Origin of the sequence: Enorma phocaeensis, from assembly GCF_900186505.1 — a bacterium.
GTDB lineage: Bacteria > Actinomycetota > Coriobacteriia > Coriobacteriales > Coriobacteriaceae > Enorma > Enorma phocaeensis.
On the sequence record NZ_LT891970.1, the window covers coordinates 471,915 to 493,460 of the forward strand.

Here is a 21,546-nt window from a genome sequence, read left to right on the forward strand (position 1 = left end):
AGGCGCCACCCGCGTACGGCGCGGCGCGCAGGTCTTACCAGGTCCTACACCGTGACCGTATGCTTGGACACGCCCTCGGGATGGTCCGGGTCGTAGCCTCGAGAAAGGGAGAGCAGGCAGGCGAACATCTGGGAGATGACCGCGCAGCAGAATACCGCGCGAAGCCCGTCGAAGGAAGCGGGGATGACGATCTGCTGCTCCCCCATCTCAGCGATAGAAGGGTCGTTGCTGACGACCGTCGCGAAGATCTTGCGCTCCTCATGCATCCGGTCGAGCAGATCGACGATGCCGTCGTTGGTCTGCCGGTCGGCGATGAAGAAGAGGGCGGGCACGAAGCGCTGCGTCGTGGCGATGGGCCCGTGCTGATAATCGCTCGCCGCATACGCGCGGGCGTCGAAGTAGCTCGTTTCCTGAATCTTGAGCTCGGTCTCGGTTGCCAAGCCGTAGAGCAGGCCGCGACCGAAGACGAGCATGTGTGAACCGTTGCGATACGCGGGGATGACAGCGCGCACCTGGTCCTCCAGCTCATAGGAAGCGCGGACGACGTCCGCAGCCTCGTCGAGCGTGGCGAGGAGCTCCTCGTCGCCCGAGATATAGGCCGCGAGCCCCACCACGAGCACGAGCTGCGTCATGTAGGACTTGGCTGCCGTGATGGAGAGCTCGGGACCGCAGGCGTTGTTCATGCGCACGTGGCCGATGCCCGCCATGATGCTGCCTGGCTCGTTGGTGATCGAGACGCACACGCCGCCGTCATCGACGCACTTGCGCATGACCTCGTAGCAATCCTGGGCGCCGCCCGACTGGCTGATGCCCACCACGAGTGCGTGGGAGAGGTCGGGACCGGCACCGTAGCAGGTCACCGTCGAGGGGAGCGCGATGGCCGACACCATCCCCGTCTTGGTCTCGAACACGTAGCGGCCCACCTGGGCGGCGTGCTCGCTGCTGCCGCGCGCGGCGAAGACGACGGTCGTGATGCCACGCTCGCGCACGAGGTTCGCCGCCTCCTGCAGCTTCGCGCGGTTCTCGCGCAGGCAGGCCTCGATGCAGTCTGCCTGCTCGTGGATCTCGCTCCACATGAGCGAGCTGGTGGTGTCCAGATTGAGCACGGTGCTCTCCTTTCGTCGGACACGAAACGGGCGGACGCGTCTTCGCGCCCGCCCGATATGGCATCGCCCTGGTCGGGCGGGGACGTGCGGCGGAACGGTGCGCGCCCCCGCCCATGATCCTAGGTTCGACCCTAGTTGGGCATGATCTGGTCGATCTTGTCGGTCTTGGTGCTGATGGCCTTGCGGAAGCGCTCCTCGAACAGCGGATGCTTCTCCCAGCGATGCAGGTCGGTCGTCGCCTGATGCGCGATGATCTGGTAGAACGGCAGCACGTAGAGCGGCATCATGAGCGGCTCTGTGATGTCGAACGGCAGACGGATGGCATGATCGTCGTCGACGCGGTCGGAGTTGGTCACGATGAAGGCATGGTCGGTCACCGTGCGCGCCGCGAGGTAGATGTCGACCAGGCGGTCGGAGCCCTCGGTGAGGTGGTCGATGCACACGACGGTGTAGTTGGGCGTGAGCTGCAGGTTGGGACCGTGGATCCACTCCTCGCCCTCGTAGGCGAAGCTCGGGATCTGGATGGTCTCGCCGAACTTGAGCGCACCCTCGCAGGTGATGCCGTAGCCCTGCAGGAAGCCGCAGTGGTTCACAACGGTCATCGAGGTGAAATCGGCCTTGTGGCGGTTGTAGAGCTCCCAGGTCTCCTTCTGCACGACCTCATGACGACGCGGGGCGTCGGCCATCTCCTCGAGCAGCGCGGCGCGCTCCTCCTCGGTGACGGTACCGGTGCGCACGCCGGCCTCGATCGCGAAGAGCATGAGGAACTGCGCGAGCGTGGCCACGCCCTTGGTGACGTATCCCACGGTCTCCTCGCCCACGCCGTAATCGACGACGAGGTCCGCATGGTCCTTGAAGTCGGACTCGACGTTGCCGGTGAGGCCGATGGCGGTGATCCCCATCTCCTTGAGCATGTCGAGCGCTGCGATGGAGTTGGTGGAGCAGCCGCTCTGCGAGATCACGAAGGCGAAGTCGTCCTCGTGGAGGTGGTTCTCGCCGTAGATGAAGGTCGACGGGGTGACGATCTTAACCTCGCGCTTGAGGTACTTCATCATGAAGTAGCGAGCGCACTGCGAGCCGTTCGAGCTGGAGCCGCAGGCGATGATCCAAATCGCATGGGGCTTCTTCTCGACGTAGAGGTCGACGAGCTCGTGGGTCAGCTCCTCGGCGCGCTCGACGTTGAGCTTGAGCTGGGCAGGAGTCTCCTCGATATACGTGAGCATCGTGGGCGTGGTGTCTGCCATGGTTCCTCCTCGGACGTTGCTGGAAACCTACTCCAATACATTATAAGACAAGTTGACGGCGCGGCGCTACCGGAACGCCGCCTGAGCGCTACAGCTCCTCGTCATCATCGCTGTCGTCATCGACGGCGAGCTCGAACTTCACGGCGCCGTTGCGCGCTTCCTCGAGCGCCTGAACGGCAAGCGCATCGGCGTCCGTCGCGCCCGTGTGGGCGAAGTACGCCGAGATGAGCAACGCGAGGTTCGTGCCGGTGACCACGCGGACACGGGCATCTCCGGTCGCGATGGTCGCCGCGCACTTGAACGGCGTACCGCCGAGGATGTCCGTGCAGATAAGCACGCCGTCAGCCTCGGCGAGACCCTCGATGGCCTTCGAGATCTCCGCCTGCAGCTCCTCGGGAGCCTGGGTTCCCTCGTAATCGATGATGGCGACGTCTTGCAACGTGCCCGCAAGCAGCTCGAGCGCCGAGGTGACGCCGGTCGCGAAGTGTGCGTGGCCCGTTACGATCAATCCGATCATGTCAGTCATTCCTTTCCTGGAAAACCCCATCTACGATGAGATACGCATGGCCGAAGCCTCCTGCCTGCGCGCAGGCTTCCTGAGCATGCTTCGCTGCGGCGGCAAGCGCATGCTCCGCCATAGACGGCTCCAGCGCGCTCCCCTTGCGCCAACCGGCCGCGATCAGATCGCACACGAGCGCCGTGATGAACGCGTCACCGGCACCCATGGTGTCCGATGCCGTGCCCTCCGAGCGCAAGCCCTCATACACCGTACCGTCAGCGCACAGAAGCGGCGAGGCGGCACCGCGTGTAGCCAACACGGTGCAGGTGATGCCCATCCGGTCGATCTCGGCGAGCACCTCCTCGCGGGACATCCCGCTCATGGAGAACTGGGCGACATCGACCGCGGGAAGCACCTGCGCCAGGTACTCGGGCGTACGATACTTGTCCTTCTCGCCGAAGTCGAAGACCACGATACCCGGCACCCCGGCGAGCTTGGCGACCTCTTCGGGCATCTTGGCGTTGCAGCTCGTGAGGATCGCGTCGAACGTGGCGGCGTACGCCACGAGCTCCGGCGTGAGCTCGAGCGGTCCCGCCCAGTTTTCACCCAGGTCGTTGCGCTTCCAGTGCCGCTCACCGTCGATGACATCCTCGATGCAGCATTTGGTCGTGCTGCTCTCCGGACGGGGGCACCGCGCGGTGTCCACGCCCTCGCGTGCGAGCACGCCCATCATGATCTCGCCCTTGTCGTCGGTGCCCACGTTGCCCAGGTAGGCGGCGTCGGCAGCAAGGCGGGCGGCGTTCACGGCGACGTTGACGGCGTTGCCGCCCGGATAGGCGAGGTCCATGTTCTCGTACACGTCGAAAACGTTGTCGCCGAGGCCTAGGATCTTCATTAGTACTCAACCGTCCTGTAATAGCGGCGGATATCGAGCGAATGGCCGGTGAGGTGCTCCATGTTCTTGGAGATGCGCTGCAACGCGGCATTGGCGACGACAGGTCCCAGAAGCGGGCGGAACTCGTCGGAGATACCCGGCAGGTCGAAGTCGGCCATGTCGATGACGAAGTGCTTGTCCGAGTACTGCTCGATGAACTTCTTCACGCGCAGGTCGAGCGCGCGCGTCTTGCCTTCGCTCACGAGCAGGGTGACGCTCGTGTCCTTCTCGACAAGCTCGAGTGTGCCATGGAAGAAATCGGGGCTCGAGACGGACTTGGTGCGGATCCACTGGCTCTCCTCGAGCACGCACATGGAGTAGGCGTAGCAGACTGGCCACAGCTCGCCGGAGGCGATCCAGATGTTGTACGGGTCGTCATGAGTCGCCTTGCAATACTCGATGGCGCGCGCATCGAACTGCTTGCGCACCGAGACGAGCGCCGCGGGCAGGTTGGCGAGCTCGTCGGCGAACTTCGCGTAGGCGTCGAAGTAGCCCTTGTTGGCGAGGATCTTGCCGATGATGAGGTAGAGCACGAACTCCTGCGGACGGCCGTCGCCGTACACGAAGGTGTAATCGCTCAGCTCCTCGAGCGGGGAATCGGGCTTGCCCACGACCGAAACGATCGTGACGCCGCGCTCGCGCAGCCACTTGGCAGCCGCGACGGTCTCCTTCGTGTCGCCGGACTTGCTCGACATGAAGACGAGAGTGTCCTCGGAGATCTGGTTGTGCCCGGTGAGCACAAGCACGCCCGAAAGCACCGAGAACACCGGGATGTCGCTCATCTGGTCGATGAACGTCGCAAAGGGATCGAGCATGGCCTGCGATCCGCCAGAGGACGAAAGCAGGATGTTCTTGAAGCCCTTCTTGCAGATGTCATCGGCGATCGTCTCGAGCTCGGAGCGATGGCTGTAGATGAAATCCCCTTGGGCGAGCAGAGCCGCCTCATCGAATGTGACCATATCCATTGCGTCTCCCCTCCGCCATGCCCCCCGGCATGGCATCGATCCGGGCGTCCGCGGCATCACGCCGCGTGCCGAACACCATCGGTATCCGGTATAAGACATTATAGGACAACAATACAATATGATACAAGTTATCCGTTGGCCCCGGTGAACGGTGGGATACCGTCCGCCAACGGCCTAGATACAAACGGGGCCCCGGAAATCCGGGGCCCCGCTGTCGCTCGCTATCGAGTCACTCTCTTACATCCAGCCAAGGAAGGAGAGCAGGATGCTGACGACAATAATGCCGATGATGATAGCCAGGACGTTGGCCTTCTTCTTGAAGAGCCAGTAGATCAGGAACACGGCGCACAGGGGCAGCAGGTTCGGGATCACGTTGTCGAACACGCTCTGGACCGTCGTGCCCTCCATGCCGAAGGCGAGGTCCTCGCTGAAGGCGATGGAGACGTAGGACGGGATCAGGCCGCCGACGACCATCACGCCGAGGATACCAGCGGCCTCGGTGAGGTACTTGGTGTACTCGGACATGGAGGTAACCAGCTTGGTGCCGAGGGTGTAGCCCAGGCGACCGAAGAGGATACGCGAGATGGCCGCGAGGAACCAGATCGCGATGTAGAGGATCGGGCCGAGGACGGAGCCGTCCTGGGCGAGCGAGCAGCAGATGGCCGCGGAGATCGGCAGGACGGTGAACCAGAAGATGGTGTCGCCGACGCCGGCGAGCGGGCCGAAGAGGCCGTTACGGATACCCTCGATGACCTTGCGGTCCTCGCCCTTCTCCTCCATGGAGAGGATGAGGCCCATCATGAAGGTGGCCATATGGGGCTCGGTGTTGACGAACTCCATGTTGTACGTCATGAACTCGGAGATGTCTTCCTTCGAGTCGCCGTACATCTTCTTGAACGCAGGAAGCATCGACTCGGTGAAGCCCATGGCCTGCATACGCTCGAAGCTGAAGGCGGACTGCTCGATGACCGAGTACAGGGACATCTTGTCGAGGTCGGCCTTGCTGAGCTTCTTGACCGGCTGGCCGGTCTTGGTGAGAGCGGTCTTCTCGTTAGAGCTCATTGTCGTCATCTCCCATCACAGCCACGGAACCGGACTTCATGAGCGCGGCGACATCGTCGGCCTTCTTCTCATGCGAGAAGTTGATGTAGGCGAGCGCGGCACCCACGATAGCGATCGGGAGCACGTTGGTCATCTCGAGGAAGGTGGCCATCACGAAGCCGAGGAACAGGTAGGCGACGTTCTGGGTCTTCAGCATGACCATGAGCAGCAGGCCAAGGCCGACGGCGGGAAGGATGCCGCCCGCGACCTCGAAGCCGTGGATGAGCCAGGTCGGGAAGGCGTTGACGAACATCTGGATGGGCGTCTGGAGCGCGTAGGAGCACAGGAAGACGACGACACCGGTCGTAGCGGCCTTGACGAAGATGCCGAAGTACACGGTGGCGCGGAAGCCAGCGGTGTCAGCCTTCTTGGCAAGCTCGTCGCCACGGTGGGCGAGCGCGACGAAGACGGTGTTCCACATAATGCCGAGCCACTGAGCGAGCAGGGCGAACGGCAGGGACAGGCCGATGGCAGCATCAGGCGACTGACCCGTGGTGTACGCGATGACGACGGTCATCATACCGGCCATCAGCGGATCGGGCGGCACCGTGCCGCCGACCGTGAGCAGACCGAGGTAGGACAGCTCCGCTACCGCGCCGCAGGCTACACCAAGCTGGATGTCGCCAAGGACGATGCCGGCGAAGAACGACACGACCATGGGACGGAACCAGTAGAAAGCCTCCCAGCACTGGTCTACGCCGCAGATAAAGCCCACGACGAGCAGGAGAAGACCTTGGATAAGTGTGATTTCCATTTTCCCTCCAATACGTACCTACAAAAAACCGGTTCTCTTTGCGGTGCACCCCCTTAATCCGGGACCCCTTTTCCATCAGAGCGCATGGTGCAGAATCTATAACCCGTTAGGCGTCGTACTTCTTGTCACCAGGCGCGATCTGAACGTAAACCTTGACTCCCTTGGCCTTCATGGCCTCAAAGTCAGCGACGTCGTTATCGTCTACGTAGACGTGCTGCTCGTGGAAAACGCGCTTGCCCTCGCCCACATGCATGTTGCCAATGTTGACTTCCTTGATAGGCACGCCGCCATCAACGAGCTTGCGCATGTTCTGCGGGTTGCGAGCGACGATGAAGATGCGCTGGTCGGGCTTGGCGGTGGAGATCTTCTCGATCGTGCGGTCAAGCGACCAGAACAGGATGCGCAGGTTAGGGTTGACCGAGACGGTCATCTTCATAAGCTGCTTCTGCACGTCATCATGCTCGACCTCATCATCGGCAACGATGATGATGTTCGCCTGGGACGCACCGACCCACGAGTTGCCAACCTGGCCGTGGACCAGACGGTTGTCGATGCGGGCTAGGACGATATTGGGTTCCGCCATGTTTCCTCCTCTTTCGAAGGTCTGATACACAAGACCACCATAGAGCTTGTCTGTTGCGACCCTGTTTCGCGTCATCCGCACGTTAACATCGATCGCGCGCCAATAAGACATCGCAATACATGTTCTTGCTGTCTTAAATATGGCGCTGATATGGGCGACCGGCAACCGTTTTTCCATGAGCGGCATCATACGACAGGTAAACGTATGAATCCGCAGGAAGATGCACCACGATGCTTAAGAGTTACCTATAATAAAATGTTTAATGCCATCATGGCCATGTGCGACCCATGAAACATCGGAACATACCCGCCGCATCTTGAGCCGACCCCCGGTAAGGTATACAGTAGTCTCACTTGTCTTATATTGTATGGTTCGAGGGGGACCCATGAAGCATTCCGGATACCTGGCCCTGTTCGGCACCGCGCTCCTCTGGAGCTTCACAGGCGTGCTCGTGGCCTCGAACCACCTGTCGGCGGTACTGGTGTCCGCGGGCAACGCGCTGTTCGCCATCATCTCCTGCGTCCTCATCGCCCGGCCCAAGCTGCACTTCAACCCCCTCATCATCGCCGTCGGCATCGCGCAGTTCATCGTCGCGATCACCTTCAACGCCGGCAACCAGCTCTCGACCGTAGGCAACGTCATCGTGCTGCAGTACTGCTCGATGGTCTTCGTGATCGTCTACCAGTCCATCGACACGCGCAAGCTCCCGCCGGTCAAGCAGGTGGTGTTCGTCACACTCGCGATCTTGGGCATGGTGCTCTTCTTCTTCGACGAGCTGAGCCCCGAGGGCGCGCTCGGCAACCTCTGCGCCATCGTGTCGGGCATCTTCTTCGGGCTCATGTTCTATCTCAACTCGAAGCCCAGCTCGGATGCCGTGATCTCCTACATGATCTCCTGCGTCATCGCCATGGCGGTGGGCGCCGCCTCGCTCGTCACGGCAGGCGAGCTCCCCCGCCTCTCCTTCCAGGACATCGCGAGCATGGCGGTGAATGGCTTCATCTGCCAGGGGATCGCGAGCGTGCTGCTCGCCCACGGGCTCAAGTCCGTCCCGCCGTTCAGCTCGAACCTCATCTGCATGAGCGAGGTCATCCTGGCGCCGCTATGGGCGTTCATCCTCTTCGGGCAGGGGTTCGGCCGCTTCGCCCTTATCGGCGCGGCGCTCATCGTGCTCTCCATCGTGCTCAACCTGCACTTCGAGCAGCAGCTGAGCGCGGCGGAGGAAGACGCCTCGCTCGAGGGCGCGGAGCTTGAGGATACGGTTCTCGAGGGAGCGGGGACCTACAGCGCGAACGAGTAGCGCGCCCCGATGATGACCTGCTTGCCCATGTACATGGGTGTGCCGTCGGCATCGCAGTAGTTCGCCTCGAGCACGAACAGCGGCTCGCCCGCGGGGACCTGCAGATGCGTGACCATATCGCCGGCGGCGCGGTTCGAGGTGAGCATGCAGCTGCCCACCATATGCGGAATCTTACCCGTATGCTCCTCGATAAGGCGGTAGAGCGACCCTCCCGAGGGCGGCGTGGTCTCCAGGAACTCGAAGCCAGTCGGCGCGAAGCGGTTGTCCTCATACATGATGCGCACTCCATCGGCGGTGCGGACACGCTTTACCCTCAGGACCTTCTGGTCTTCGTCGATGCCGAAGAAGGCGCATTCATCCTCGTTAGGCACGACGCGCGTCACCTCGATCTCGATGGCGCCGGGCTCCATGCCGCTGCGCTGGCAGGCATCGGTGAAGCTGATCACGTCGATATCGACGCGCGGATGCATGAGGACCATGTCGCGAGCGCTCTTGACGTAGGTGCCTTTGCCGCGGCGCTTCTCGAGGTATCCCGCCTCGGCCAGCTCGTCGAGTGCATGGCGCACCGTCACGCGGCTCACGTGGTAAAGATCGCACAGCTGTTTCTCGCTCGGCAGCTTGTCTCCCTCGCGGAGCTTGCCGGAGTCGATGTCGTAGCGGATGTTTCCCACGATCTGGAGGTAATACGGGGCTGTCGAAGAATCATCTAGCGGGCCGGGCATCTTCTTAACGATCTCCTCTCGGGAGCGTCAACGCTATTGACGGTATACACGCAAAGGTACGGTGGCTGCACCTGCGCGTTATTACATTATTATACGAAAAACTCGACGGGAAACGCTGGTTTCCCGTCGAGTTGTTGTAACACCCCGCCGACACGATGCAGATGTTGGCACCAGGCGAGGCCGCCTATTCGATCTGGAGTGCCGACCCGATGGTCTGCTTATGCGTTCTCCACCGACTCGATGACGCGCACGACCTCGTCGACATAGCGCTCGCACAGCTCGATGCTCGGGGCCTCAACCATCACACGAACCAGAGGCTCGGTGCCGCTCGCGCGCACGAGCGCACGGCCTTCACCCTCGAGCGCGGTCTCGACCGATGCGGTCGCGGCCTTCACGGCCTCGTTTTCCATGACGGCGTTCTTGTCGGAAACAGGCACGTTCTTGAGCAGCTGCGGATAGATGGTGAGCGGCTCGGCGAGCTCGCCCAGGGTCTTGCCCGTCTCGATCATGGTCTGCATGACGCGCAGGCTCGTGTTCACGCCGTCGCCCGTGGCGCTGTAAGCGGAGAAGATCATGTGGCCGCTCTGCTCGCCGCCGAGCGAGTAGCCGTGCTCCTGCATGCAGGCGGCGACGTACTTGTCGCCCACGTTGGTCTTCTCGTAGGAGATGCCGAGCTTGTCGAGGGCCTTGAACAGGCCGATGTTGCTCATGACCGTGGCAACGACCGTGTTGCCGTTAAGCTCGCCCTTGGAAGCGAGGTGCGCGCCGCACACGTACATGATCGTGTCGCCGTCGCAGACGTTGCCGTACTCGTCGACCGCGATGCAGCGGTCGGCGTCGCCGTCGTAGGCGAAGCCCACGTCAAGGCCCTCCTCGCGGACGAACGCCTGGAGACGCTCGATATGGGTGGAGCCGCAGCCCACGTTGATGTTGAAGCCGTCAGGCTCGTCGGAAATCACATGGACGTCCGCGCCGAGCGCACGGAACACGCCCGGGGCGATGGGCGTGGAGGCACCGTTCGCGCAGTCGAGCGCGATGCGATAGCCCTGGAGCGTGAACTTGGCCGATGCGATGAGCGAGGCGATGTAGCGGTTGCGGCCCTCAACATAGTCGACCGCGCGGCCGATATGCTCGCCCGTTGCGAGCGGCACGTCGATCTCGCCATCGATATAGGACTCGACCTGCTCCAGAACCTCGGGCGCCATCTTGTAGCCACCGGAGTCGATAAGCTTGATGCCGTTATCGTAGAAGGGGTTGTGGCTCGCGGTGATCATGATGCCGCAGTCGAAGTCGCCGTGGCGCACGACATAGCTCACCGAAGGCGTGGTGGTCACGCGGAGCACATAGGCATCCGCACCGGCGGCGACCAGACCCGCCACGAGAGCGTTCTCGAACATGTAGCTCGAGCGGCGCGTGTCCTTGCCGATGACGGCCTTGGCCTTGCGCCCCTGGCGCAGCCCGTAGTACCAGCCGACGAACTTACCGATCTTGAATGCATGGTCGACCGTGAGCCCCTCGTTGGCGCGGCCGCGGAAACCATCGGTGCCGAAGTATTTCATCGTTTGAACCTTCCCTATCGGTAGCAGGTGCCACGCGCACATGGTACCTATTTTCAGTACCAGCCAGACAGGTCAGACGGCCACGCACCGAGAAATACCATAGAGAGGGTGACTGTTTGGGACGTGCTACACCTCGAGATAGCCGCGCTGCGGGCGTGCAGCGCGCAGGGCGTAGACGATGAGCCCCGCCCCGATGAGGATGAGCGGCAGCGAGAGCAGCTGGCCCATGGTGATGACCCCACCCAGGATGTAGCCGAGCTGCACGTCCGGCACGCGCACGAACTCGATGAGGAAGCGCACGATGCCGTAGCCGAGCACGAACGTCCCCATGTAGACCCCTTGCGGGAGCGGCGGCTTGCGACGGCTCATGACCTGCAAGATGATGAACAGCACGACCCCCTCGAGGAAGGCCTCGTACAACTGCGAGGGATGACGCGGCATATCGCCCGCCGCGCCGCCGAAGACCACGCCCCAGGGCAGGTCGGTCGGCTTTCCCCATAGCTCACCGTTCACGAAGTTCGCGCAGCGCCCCAGGCAGAGCGCGACCGGCACGCCGATGGCTGCGAGATCCGCCACGGTCCAAGCGGAGAGCTTGCAGATGCGGCAGGCCACGATGCCGCCGATGACGCCGCCCACCAAACCGCCGTGAAAGCTCATGCCCCCATGGTTAGTCATGAGGATCTCGAGCGGGTGCTCCCAGTAGTAGCCGTCGCCATAGAAGACGACGTAGAACAGGCGCGCGCCAATCACCAAGCCGATCATCACGCCGAACACAACGGTCATGAGATCATCGGCGGTGATCTTGAAGCCCCAGCGCCGCTGAGTGCGCCACATCACGATGCCCGTGAGAATGGCACCCACCACGTAAGCGAGGCCGTACCAGTAGATGGTGATCGGCCCGATAGACACCGCCACCGGGTCGATGCTTTGGTAGATGTCGGTGAGCACGGTTACCTACTAGAACGGAGCGTACTCGTCGTAGAGGTCGCCAAAGCCGCCCTGGCCCAGATCGTTCACCGCGACAACGCGGGTAACACCGGGGACATGTTCCTTGAGCACGCGCTCGATACCCATCGAGAGGGTGAGCTGGCTCATGGGGCATCCAGCGCAGGCGCCCTGGAGCTCCAAGGAAACGACACCGTCCTCGTCAACGCCGACGAATTCCATATCGCCGCCATCGCCCTGGAGGTTCGGACGAATCTGCTCGAGCACCTGCTTGAGAAGCTCTTCATTCACAGCCATGGCGATTCCTTTCATAACCGCAGCGCAGTGTGGTTGCGGTCGATGTGCATCGTTGTCATAACTGCACGCAGTATACCCGCATTTCGCGCTCATTGCACCCTATGCCGAGAGCCCTAGGAGATGTGGCGCCACCGCACGGGGCCTCAAGCCGCGGTCCATCTCAGTGCGCCCCATCGCTTCCGGAACCTCTCGCCCGCAAACCCTCTCCCCGCCCGATCGCGAGCGCGAATGCAAATGGCACGATGACGGCTATCGGGTACGCGTAGCGAAAATACGTCGTGGCGTTGCATGGGCCCGCAAGCGCGACAGCAAGAACAACCCAGGCAGCGACGAGCAGCGGAGCCAAGCGAATCTGATGCCTGATGATCGCGTAGACCGTGATCAACAGAAGAGCCCAATCGTAAAGGGCGGCCTGCATGGTAAGCGTAAGCAGCGGCAAACGCTGGAACAGCAACCGATACCCCGAGCACAGCCCGTCAAGCGCACGCGAGGCCGGGTTTTGCGCCGGCTCGAATGAGAAATACCGCGCGATCCCCGATTTGAACCAATCGGTCTCGGCGTTCGCCATGGCAACGCCGCTTGAATACGAGGTATAGCTCCAACTCATCGCGCTCCCGGCATAGAAATAGCCATAGTAGTTGGCCGCCGTGGCGGATAGGAAGCACCCCGGATCCTCTGCGAACCAGCGCGCCCACAGATCAAAGAATCGACGGAGATCATCGGCGCTCGCATCCTCGCGAAACGTCGCCTTGACGGGATCGGACCGGGACGGCTCGTACTCCCTGGCGATTTTGCTCGCATCGAGAACGGCGTCCACCACGCGAAGCTCATCGGAGGTAACCCAACCCGGATGATCTCGCATGAAGCGCGCGACCTGCTGCTCGGGTATGGAGAGCACCTCGCGTTTGCTGGAGGGCGTGATCGCGAGCGCGGGATAGACCGCCGATGTGAGGATGAGGGAGACACCGACGCTACACGCCAACGACGCCGCGATGCACCGGCGGGCGGTGGGATGCCGACGCGACACCGCAAGCGCCGCGACGCAGGCTGCGATGACCACCGCGACCGCTCCGCTGCGAAGCCACGCTGTCGCCACAGATGATACCGAGAGGATGACGACATGGCGTGCGGGAACAGGTGAGCCGCCCGCACGGACCAGGAACACGAGCTCCATCGCGAACACCAGCACCGCCGCTGCAAAGGGCACGTCCTTGGTGACGAGGACGCTGTAGTTCGAGAACGCGGGGACGAGTGCCAGGAATGCGAGCACCGCAAGGCGCACGGCCCGCACCGTCCCCATGGAGGAGAGCAGTTTGATGGCCCACGCTAGAGCGGCGATGTCGAATGCCCACTGCAGGAATGCATATAGAAATATGCCGACGTTCTCGCTGCCCGCAAAGGTCATGCCCGCCTGAACGCAGAGTCCGACGAGCGCCGTGTGAAACGGCGGATGGTGCTGCGTGAGCAACACGCTCGGATCGAGCAGCCGCACCGATGAGCTGATGTGGTTCGGCAGCCCGAACCATTGAAGGATCTGAGTATCCGTATCCCACATGAACAGGGCAGGCGCATAGCCAATGAGCACGGGAAGCCATGCGACGGCGAGAACGATCGCGGGAGCGGCGAACGGATGCCGGTCAGACCATGAGCACAGCCGCGACGCGATCGCCGGAAGGCGGGCAGCGCCGATGCGACCCCCGGCAGCCGGGGCCATACGAGCGGCGCCGGCTTCTGCCCGCACCCCATCAAGCCAGCAGAACAGCAGGCAGACGCCGTAACGCCCCAAGATGAGCCAGCTCGAGAAGAACATAAAGGACCGGACGCCCGCTGCGATGCCGCCCGTCACGTAATCGGAGCTTCCCACTTCGTCGAAGCTCCTGCCAAAGAGGAGCGCCGCCGCAAAGAGGGCGCCGACGACCCACGCGGCAGCGCCGCCCGCCTTCCGCATGCGCTCGCCCTCCGCACCATGCAACGTGCGAAGCGGTTGGTAGAGCAGGATGGCTACAAGCAGGGTGAAGACGGCGTCATCGCGCGCCGGAAGCGAGCACAGGACCTCGGCAATGACATACGCTGCTCCCTGAACATCACCATAGAGCTTATGTATCTCGCCATAAGAAGCGCCCGAAAGATCGACCAAGATGCCGAGTGCGCACCAAGCTGCAAGAAGCGCGACGATGAGGCCATGCCTCACGAGGCGCGGTTCTCTTTTTGACATAACCCCATTACAGTTTGAGAAGTAGTTAGCCCAATCGCTTAAGCCATCCGCTTAGACGGTCGGACTACGATTGACATATGTCCCGAGGGACTGCCGATCGGGCGCCCGCGGACGGCCTTATGCCCCTGCCCCTTGAGGGCCCGGGGGGTGTTGCCGACGCGGGCGCCGCTGCTTCTGACGACTAATAGGAAACTGCCGGGCTCCTCCGACCAAAGAGCGCCACGGCCAGGTAATGTGGGTGTCGCGCGAGGCAGCATTCCGATCGACCGACGATTGGAAGGATACCATCATGCTGACCGAAGCCACCGCCTGCCCTGCCGTAATAGGCCTCGACGTCGGGAAGTTCTCCCATTGGGCGTGCCACGTGACCAGGCAGGGCGAGATCCTCGCCAGCGGCCCCGTGGCCAACACCGAGCATGACCTGGACAGCCTGTTCGCCCGAGTGGATGCAGGGACGCTGGTCGTCGTCGACCAAGTGCGCAACATCGGGTCGCTGGCGATATCGAGGGCAAGGCTGGCCGGGCTGCCCGTCGCCTACCTGCCGGGAATCGCCGCCCACGGAGCTGCCAAGCTGTTCGCGGGCGACGCCAAGACCGACGAGCGCGACGCCGCGGTCATAGCCAAGACGGCGCTCGGCATCCCGGATTCGCTGCTGCCCGTGCCAAGGCGCGACGAGAGGCTCGAGGCCGCAAGGTCGATGGCGGCGCAGAGGAACCACATGGTCACCTGCTCCACCCGTGACAAGAACAGGCTCAGGAGCATACTCCTGGAAAGCTGCCCCGCGTTCGAGGCGCTGGCCGACCTGGCCGATCCCCATTGGCTGAAGATGATGGAGTCCCTGGGCGGCCCCTGGGGCATCCTGGATGCCGGCAAGCCTGCCGTCGGCGCCGTGACCCGCGGCGCGAACAGGGCGCGCATCGACGCCGCGCTGGCGGCGATATCGTCGTCGACGCGCCCGTCCGAATACCAGGTCATGGCAGAGAACCCGCAGGTCAGGATGCTTGCCAGGCGTATCAGGGAGTCCGCCGAGGAAGCCGCAAGGCTCGACACGGAGATAACGGCGCTGCTCGTCGAGGACGGCACTTACGAATGCCTGCTGACCATCCCAGGAATCGGCCCAAGGACCGCATCGGAGCTGGTGATAAGCATCGACATCGACGACTTCCCCGACCACGACCACCTCGCATCGTATTGCGGAATCGCTCCCAGGAACCGCCAGTCAGGCAAGTCGATATCGTCGGTGAGCGCCTCGCGCCAGGGAAACAAGAGGCTGAAAAACCTGCTCATCTTCTCCTGCAACTCGCTTAGCAGGAGCAGGGGCCGGTTCGGCGACTACTACCGCAAATGCAGGGATCGCGGCATGTGCCACGGAGAGGCATTGAAGGCGGTCGCCAGGAAGAGGATGAAGGTGATCTACGCGATCATGAGGGACAAGGTCCCGTACTCGGCCTAGCTAGCCAGAGCCATAGAAAAACGCCAGCCCGACAAGGGCTGGCGTCAGCATGCTCGAAAGCAGTGATCTTTGCCAACAAAATCAGTTGACAAAACTATAGGAACACCCCCCGGTTGATCTCCCCCCTTGAGAAAGACCACCAGAACGGAATCAAGCCGAACTCACGAGGGCTCCGGCAGCTCGGAACCCGGTGGAAAGACTACCACGCGCCTCGGATGCGCGATGAAATGTCCATATAGATAAACGATCCCTTACAAATGAATGCCGATCGCAGGAACCTGTCGAACGAGCTGCCCTCCCAAGGACATCAGCCCGAAGATGCTGCTGTGGGCAACTCACCAGAGCCGCAACGCTTACCCCGTAAGCCCCTGTACCACGCTAACGAGAGCGATGATGACGCCTATGATGGATTCGCCGCCAAGTACGCCCGAGGCAACGACGGCACCCGTCTCATCCAACTCTTTCGCAGCCTCTTCGCTGCGCTCAGCGCGGATGCGGCGCACCCGGTCGAACGCCACGCGGACGAGCGCGCCCAATCCCGTGGTGAGCGACATGTAGAAGGGCAGATACACTCCGAGTCCTAGCATCATGGCCGGTATCCCTAGGCAATACAGGAGCGTACCGCCTGCGAGCCCCGCTGCGAACGCCGGAATGCTCGGAATGCCCGCGACCATCGTGGCGACCACGTTCGCCTGAGCGGAAATAAATGTTCCCTCAGGTCCAAACGCATCCGTCCCGTATGCAGCTACGAGCGCGACCATGACCGCAACGGCGACGACAGCACCGAGAAGTGCTCCGATAGCCTGCCCGACCCAAAGCGTTCGAGGATCCGTGCCGATAATCTGCCCGGTTTTGAAGTCGCTCATCACGTCGCCTGCGAGCCCGCATGCCACGGCGATGATCCCGGCGACGAAAAAGAGCTGCACTTGCGTAGTGCGCGAAAATGCCGCCACGAAGAGCAGGACGATGAGACCGAAGATCTCCATCGGGTCGATGCCCGACTGGCCCACGGACTGAGCACTCATCACCGCGGTCACGAACGAGAGCAGCACGATCGCGATTGCTACCAGCGGCTCCAAGCCAAGGGCGAAGCAGCAGACCAGTGCAGCAGTGGCAACGAGGAGCGCGAGCAGGCCCGCATCCATCCGCGAAAACACATCGGTAAGGCGCACCGATTCCCGACAGGCAGAATTCGGCTCACCCTCATCTGCAGGCTCAACGCTCACGCGCGAAGAACGACCGGGCTCCTGCACCCGTCGGCGCCCCCATGCACGCGCGAGCGGGAACGCGATGTCCTTGATTACCACGCCGAGTCCCGAACCCATCATAAGGCCCATGCCGAGGCTGCTCACGATGCCCTGGGCACCGGCGACATCCCAAAAGCCCAATGCCGTGCCACCGACAACGATTCCGAAGCTTCCCGCCACGGCGCCGACCATCCACCATGCTACAGAACGGCCTCCTACCAAGAAGCCAACCGAGAGCCGCATGGGCGATGCTTGGATGCCAAAACTCACGCCGGGAATAGGCAGCGTCGCCACGAGCGACGGGATGATGCCGAGTGCATCGCGGGCCACGCACCACGCACCCGCGAACGCCATGGAGCCAAAGAGCCTGCGCCCCGTAGCCCCGCCCGCTGTGCTTGCAAGCAGCGTCTCGGCCGCCGCCGTGCCGATGGGGTACTCCAGATCGCTATCGTCTACGAACCGCTTCCGGATCAGTGCGGTGCACACGAGCCCCAGCAACGTGCCCGCAAGCGCCACGCCGAGCATCTCCTGCCAGGTAACCTCATCTGCGAGACCCAGAATCCAAACACCCGGCACCGTAAACGCGAGGCCACCTGCAACCATGGAACCGGCGGACATGATGACCTGCGTGATATTCGCCTCATTAAGACTGGTGCGCCCAACAGCGCGCAACAGCACGAGAGCGGTTATGGACGTGAAGATCGTCGGCCACGGCAGGGCGCCCATCTTAAGGGCGGTGTAGACCGATGATGCCGTGATGATGATGCAGCCGACGCAGCCGATCAGAATACCGGCGGCGCTCAGCTGGCCGCGCAAACCAGCGCGAGCATGTGCGATAGCCATATTGAGCTCCTTCGTATATCCGCTCCCCCTCTGGCGGAGAGTCGGGTTACGTGGCAGACGCCGCAGATTATAGCTCGACGTTCTCCATTTGATGTCGCTACAGCGAAAACAGATACACAGAGGGCACAGAAAAGCAGCCCGGATCTGGCTTGAGCTGAAACGGCAACTGCGAGAAGGTGACTTCGAGGTGCACGAGGATTCAAAGGGCCTCTCTTTCCAGGATCCCTCTTCGGGGGCCCGCCCCCAAGAGCCTCTCTCCAAGGACCTCTCCCCAAGAACTTCTTCCTAAAATGTCTATCTAGCCGCATCTCGACAAAACACTTAGGTTCCTTATTATTTTGAGATGCCTCTAGATAGACAGAATCGGCTCTCAGATTCACCAAAATGACTATCTACCTGCATCTCGACGAACCGGGAGAAATCGAAATCCGTCAATATGGACATATGTGGGTAAACACAAGCCTGCGCGGATGACCAGAAGCGGCCGGAACTCACAGGACGGCTGACACAAGGCAGCTGACACAAGATGGTCGGCAGAACGATCGGCTAGAAACAATATGCCGGATAAGGAAAAAGGCAATAAGGCGCAAGCCGATCGGTGGGTTTGCAGGAGCGGATATGCAAGAGCAGGTATGCAAGAGTAGAGATGCTTTGTTGAGGCGTTGCCGCCTCTCGGGGGACAGACCGAACCGCAAGCTGCATATCACAGGGGCGAGTCCGATAGGCGGCCGTTTGCAAGCGCGTTGGTACGGCGGCGTGGTACATTTTGCTTGGATGCATCGAAGAAGGAGCGCTATGTCCCGTCTACTTACCGTCGACGTCGGTAATACCACCACAAGATTCGGCCTCTTCTCGTGGACCGATGACGCGCCCGAGCTCCTGGGAACCTGCGAGCTCACCACACCAGCGCGCATCACTTCCGATGAGGCACGCATCCAAGCCGGGCAAGCACTTGCGGCGATGGGTGCCGAGCCGACCCAGAATGCCATCCTATCGTGCGTGGTCCCCACGCTCACCGACGCCTGGCGCCGCGCCCTTGCTGATCTATGCGGCGTGCGGGCGCTTGTCGTGGGGCCCGGCCTCAAGTCCGGCGTGCGCATGCGCTACGACGACCCGGCGGAGGTGGGCCCCGACCGCATCGCCGACGTGGTGGCAGCGCGCGCGGCATATGGTGCCCCGGTCATCGCCATCGATCTTGGTACGACGACGAACTTCGAGGTCATCGATGCCGAGGGAACCTTTGCGGGCGGCATCATCGCCCCCGGGGTCGCGCTCGGCGCCCGCTCGCTTGCCCAAGCGGCGGCGCGCCTGCCGATGATCGAGCTCAGGGCCCCCGAGAATGTCATCGGCCGCAGCACGCAGGCAGCCATGCAGTCGGGCGTGGTGCTTGGCGAGGCGGCGCGCATCGACGGCCTCATCGATTCCATCGCAGATGAGCTGGGTGACGGGGCGCCCGTCGTGCTCACCGGCGACGGGGCCCAAGCCATCGCCGCCCTGCTGCGGCACGAGACCGTGGTGGATGAAACCCTAACCCTGCGCGGACTCGCGCTCATCTGGCAGATCAACCGCAAGAAGCGCTGAGCCGAGCAGGGTGCACCTCGACGGCCGTAAGCTGCGACCTTGGCGGCAAGCGCGTTACGTCTCGAGGTAGGTGAACCGCTCATCTGCGAGCATGACCGAGGTGCCGGCGGTCAACCGTATCCGCTCGCCTGCGGGGAGCGCCTCGCCGCCCACCGCCGTGCCGTTCGCGGACCCCAGGTCGACGAGGAAGGCATCGACGCCCTCGCAGACGACCGACGCGTGGCGACGGCTGATGTTGCTGTTGCCCTCGAGGGAAACATCGCAGGTCTTCGAGCGCCCGAGAACGCATTCGGACAGGTTGGGAAGGTCGAAGCGCTTTCCGTCGCGCTCACGCACCAGGCTCCTCGCGGGAGTGGTGGACGCCGAGGCGGCCTTGCCGAAGGCGGGGATGCTGAGCAGCGTCGTCCCTTGTGCGTAGCCAACCTGAGCATGCGAAACGGATGCGGGCGCTGAAGCGGGCCCCGCGGCCGGCATGCTTGCCGGCGAAGGTGCCGAGAAGCTCGTTGGAGCAGCGTCACGCGATGTCGCGCCGCTCGCCGTGACGCCCGTATTGCCTGTCGCAGCCAACCGGCCCGACGCAGGCACGGCGCGTACCGGGGGCGCGCTCGCGAGGGCAGCGTCGACAGTGGCGGAGGACAGGCTGAGGGATCCCGTGCGCGGCCCCGCCGTGGGCGAGGTGCCGCTGATGCCGTCGCGCACGCGGTCGGACACGCCTTGACGACCGATCACCTCGGCAGCAGAGGGAGCGTCGAGCACCATGGATATCGCGTCGTAGGCGGCGCGCGCCGTCCCGGTGGTCGAACGCGCGGGCGCAGGGTCGTGCAGGCGGCCGCTACCAGTCAACCGCCCCGAGGAGGCGCCGAGCGAACCCGAACCCAGCGCCTGGGAACCCGCGCCGCCGGAACCCTCCGAGCGCAGATGCACCGTCCCGTACTCCTCCTTGAGGAAGGCGTCGAGCGCCGTGAGCGAAAGCACCGCGTTGCGCCGCACGAAATCGAGGACGGCGTCGGCATGTCGCGCGTCGTCGCCCACAACGAACCGGCTCTTCTCCGCTAGGAAGCGCAGCAGCTCGCTCGGCGTGTTGGCCGCGACGGCGGGCACGCCCGTCAAGGGGATGAGCGCCAACTTGAGGTCGCCCCCCTCGGCGACGCGCACCATATCGGCATCGAAGCGCACGAACGAGGTTGCCATGGAGCGCTTGGTGCACAGCGCGAGCAGCTCGCGCACGGCGCATAGCATGCCCTGGAACTGCGACGAGGCGAGGCGCGCCTGCTTGAGGTAGCGCGGCAGCGCCTCGGTGCCCGTGAGGTCGAAAAACAGCTCCGCCTCGCGGCCTTCCAGCGTGTAGGAGAAATCAAGCAGATACGGCTCGTCTGCCGCGCGCAGCCATTCCGCCAGAGCGTAGTCGACCGCCTCACCCTTCTGGGGGCGCACCGAGAGCGAGAGCGCTCCCGCGCGCCGATCACGTACCGTACGGGTCTTCATGATGCGGCCCTACACCAATGCGACGGGCGTGCCGTCGACCAGGATCCCCTGCCCCACCAGCGCACGAATCGTCTCGTTGGGGTTGAGCTCCTCGCCCTCATGGGCGCCCGCGCCGCAGCAGAGCATGAGATCGACCTCGTCGGTGGCCTCGTAGCGCGCCGGCTCACGCGAGGCGAGGACCTGCGCCATGAGGCGCGCCGCCGTCTCGACCGTCACATCGAAGGGAACCCTGAACTCGTAGACGCTCCCCGTCGCCGGGAGGAGCACCTCGAGCAGCACCTTGTCCCTCATGATCGCCGTGCCTTACACGCGGCCAGGCGCGCCTTCACGTCATCGACGGGCAGGCCCAGCTCGGTGCGGGTCTCGTACTTCGCCTGGTAGTAGGCCGGCTCGGTGGCCGTGAGCATGTCGAGCATGCGCACGCTGTCCTCATCCTGCATGCCCACGTAGTAGAGACAGTCCACGGATTCGCGGTCGAACATCACGTCCTTGCCGGGCCCCTGCCATCCCATGGGATAGGGTACGCCCACGTAATCCCACAGCCGGCCCGAACCCGCGTCTTGCTGCATGTAGCCGGTCACGGCGACAAGACCATCGTCTCCCTCGATATGCACGACCGAGCCAACCGGGAGCCATGCATCTATCTTCACCATATCAGTCGTTCCTTTCCAAAAGAAGGCATGTCGGCGGACGGGGCGGTGCGGCGCAATCATCCC

General features: G+C 63.0%; 20 protein-coding genes. 3 read left to right on the top strand and 17 right to left on the bottom strand.

Going from position 1 to position 21,546, the window contains the following annotated elements; genetic code table 11:
• Positions 1-44 precede the first annotated feature (44 nt).
• From C1717_RS08325 to agaB, 8 genes are all read right to left on the bottom strand, one after another.
• Positions 45-1,106, bottom strand: coding sequence for an SIS domain-containing protein (locus C1717_RS08325; RefSeq protein ID WP_102372729.1), 1,062 nt, complete (start codon positions 1,104-1,106; stop codon positions 45-47).
• Positions 1,107-1,237: 131 nt separating this feature from the next.
• A complete protein-coding gene (locus C1717_RS08330) occupies positions 1,238-2,350 on the bottom strand; it encodes an SIS domain-containing protein (protein ID WP_102372730.1) in 1,113 nt (370 codons plus the stop codon).
• An 88-nt stretch (positions 2,351-2,438) separates the two neighbouring features.
• On the bottom strand, positions 2,439-2,867 hold the full coding sequence (locus tag C1717_RS08335) for a PTS sugar transporter subunit IIA domain-containing protein (protein ID WP_180965895.1): 429 nt from the start codon (positions 2,865-2,867) through the stop codon (positions 2,439-2,441).
• A gap of 1 nt (position 2,868) precedes the next feature.
• Positions 2,869-3,744 carry a PfkB family carbohydrate kinase gene (locus tag C1717_RS08340; protein WP_102372732.1) on the bottom strand — a complete coding sequence of 292 codons (876 nt, stop codon included), beginning with the start codon at positions 3,742-3,744 and terminating at the stop codon, positions 2,869-2,871.
• Entirely contained in the window at positions 3,744-4,748 is a 1,005-nt protein-coding gene (locus tag C1717_RS08345; protein ID WP_219722301.1) for an SIS domain-containing protein, read from the bottom strand. Before C1717_RS08345 ends, C1717_RS08340 begins: the two co-directional genes overlap by 1 nt.
• A gap of 237 nt (positions 4,749-4,985) precedes the next feature.
• On the bottom strand, positions 4,986-5,810 hold the full coding sequence (locus C1717_RS08350; RefSeq protein WP_102372733.1) for a PTS system mannose/fructose/sorbose family transporter subunit IID: 825 nt from the start codon (positions 5,808-5,810) through the stop codon (positions 4,986-4,988).
• Complete coding sequence (locus C1717_RS08355; protein ID WP_102372734.1) at positions 5,800-6,603, bottom strand: PTS mannose/fructose/sorbose/N-acetylgalactosamine transporter subunit IIC; 804 nt, start codon at positions 6,601-6,603, stop codon at positions 5,800-5,802. The genes C1717_RS08350 and C1717_RS08355 overlap by 11 nt, the downstream gene beginning before the upstream one ends.
• Positions 6,604-6,709: 106 nt before the next feature.
• A complete protein-coding gene (agaB, locus tag C1717_RS08360) occupies positions 6,710-7,186 on the bottom strand; it encodes a PTS galactosamine transporter subunit IIB (protein WP_102372735.1) in 477 nt (158 codons plus the stop codon).
• A gap of 385 nt (positions 7,187-7,571) precedes the next feature.
• On the opposite strand from agaB, the gene C1717_RS08365 reads away from it, so the two are divergent.
• A complete protein-coding gene (locus C1717_RS08365) occupies positions 7,572-8,483 on the top strand; it encodes a DMT family transporter (RefSeq protein WP_102372736.1) in 912 nt (303 codons plus the stop codon).
• Here the strand turns inward: C1717_RS08365 and C1717_RS08370 are convergent.
• The 5 genes from C1717_RS08370 to C1717_RS08390 all read right to left on the bottom strand — a co-directional run bounded on the left by C1717_RS08370 (position 8,465) and on the right by C1717_RS08390 (position 14,221).
• Positions 8,465-9,205 carry a GntR family transcriptional regulator gene (locus C1717_RS08370; protein WP_102372737.1) on the bottom strand — a complete coding sequence of 247 codons (741 nt, stop codon included), beginning with the start codon at positions 9,203-9,205 and terminating at the stop codon, positions 8,465-8,467. The genes C1717_RS08365 and C1717_RS08370 overlap by 19 nt on opposite strands.
• A gap of 218 nt (positions 9,206-9,423) precedes the next feature.
• Positions 9,424-10,764, bottom strand: coding sequence for a phosphoglucosamine mutase (glmM, locus tag C1717_RS08375; protein ID WP_102372738.1), 1,341 nt, complete (start codon positions 10,762-10,764; stop codon positions 9,424-9,426).
• A gap of 126 nt (positions 10,765-10,890) precedes the next feature.
• A complete protein-coding gene (lgt, locus tag C1717_RS08380; protein WP_102372739.1) occupies positions 10,891-11,712 on the bottom strand; it encodes a prolipoprotein diacylglyceryl transferase in 822 nt (273 codons plus the stop codon).
• Between the two features lie 9 nt (positions 11,713-11,721).
• A complete protein-coding gene (locus tag C1717_RS08385) occupies positions 11,722-12,006 on the bottom strand; it encodes a NifU family protein (RefSeq protein WP_102372740.1) in 285 nt (94 codons plus the stop codon).
• 160 nt (positions 12,007-12,166) lie between these two features.
• Positions 12,167-14,221 (bottom strand): DUF6020 family protein, encoded by a 2,055-nt coding sequence (locus C1717_RS08390; protein WP_102372741.1) that lies wholly within the window; start codon positions 14,219-14,221, stop codon positions 12,167-12,169.
• 232 nt (positions 14,222-14,453) lie between these two features.
• Here C1717_RS08390 and C1717_RS08395 point away from each other — a divergent pair, with 232 nt between their 5' ends.
• Complete coding sequence (locus tag C1717_RS08395; protein ID WP_245859336.1) at positions 14,454-15,674, top strand: IS110 family RNA-guided transposase; 1,221 nt, start codon at positions 14,454-14,456, stop codon at positions 15,672-15,674.
• A gap of 353 nt (positions 15,675-16,027) precedes the next feature.
• On the opposite strand, the gene C1717_RS08400 is transcribed toward C1717_RS08395, so the two are convergent.
• Positions 16,028-17,764, bottom strand: coding sequence for an OPT/YSL family transporter (locus tag C1717_RS08400; protein WP_102372742.1), 1,737 nt, complete (start codon positions 17,762-17,764; stop codon positions 16,028-16,030).
• 795 nt (positions 17,765-18,559) lie between these two features.
• On the opposite strand from C1717_RS08400, the gene C1717_RS08405 reads away from it, so the two are divergent.
• Positions 18,560-19,345 carry a type III pantothenate kinase gene (locus C1717_RS08405; RefSeq protein WP_102372743.1) on the top strand — a complete coding sequence of 262 codons (786 nt, stop codon included), beginning with the start codon at positions 18,560-18,562 and terminating at the stop codon, positions 19,343-19,345.
• A gap of 54 nt (positions 19,346-19,399) precedes the next feature.
• Here the strand turns inward: C1717_RS08405 and C1717_RS08410 are convergent, their stop codons facing one another.
• Genes C1717_RS08410 through C1717_RS08420 form a run of 3 tightly spaced genes read right to left on the bottom strand, consistent with a single transcriptional unit; the run spans position 19,400 to position 21,483 of the window.
• Complete coding sequence (locus C1717_RS08410) at positions 19,400-20,830, bottom strand: FHA domain-containing protein (RefSeq protein WP_102372744.1); 1,431 nt, start codon at positions 20,828-20,830, stop codon at positions 19,400-19,402.
• 9 nt (positions 20,831-20,839) lie between these two features.
• The gene (locus C1717_RS08415) at positions 20,840-21,121 is read right to left on the bottom strand and encodes a hypothetical protein (protein ID WP_102372745.1); all 282 of its coding nucleotides are present in this window, start codon (positions 21,119-21,121) and stop codon (positions 20,840-20,842) included.
• On the bottom strand, positions 21,118-21,483 hold the full coding sequence (locus tag C1717_RS08420; protein ID WP_180965896.1) for a DUF4176 domain-containing protein: 366 nt from the start codon (positions 21,481-21,483) through the stop codon (positions 21,118-21,120). The genes C1717_RS08415 and C1717_RS08420 overlap by 4 nt, the downstream gene beginning before the upstream one ends.
• Positions 21,484-21,546: the final 63 nt, after the last annotated feature.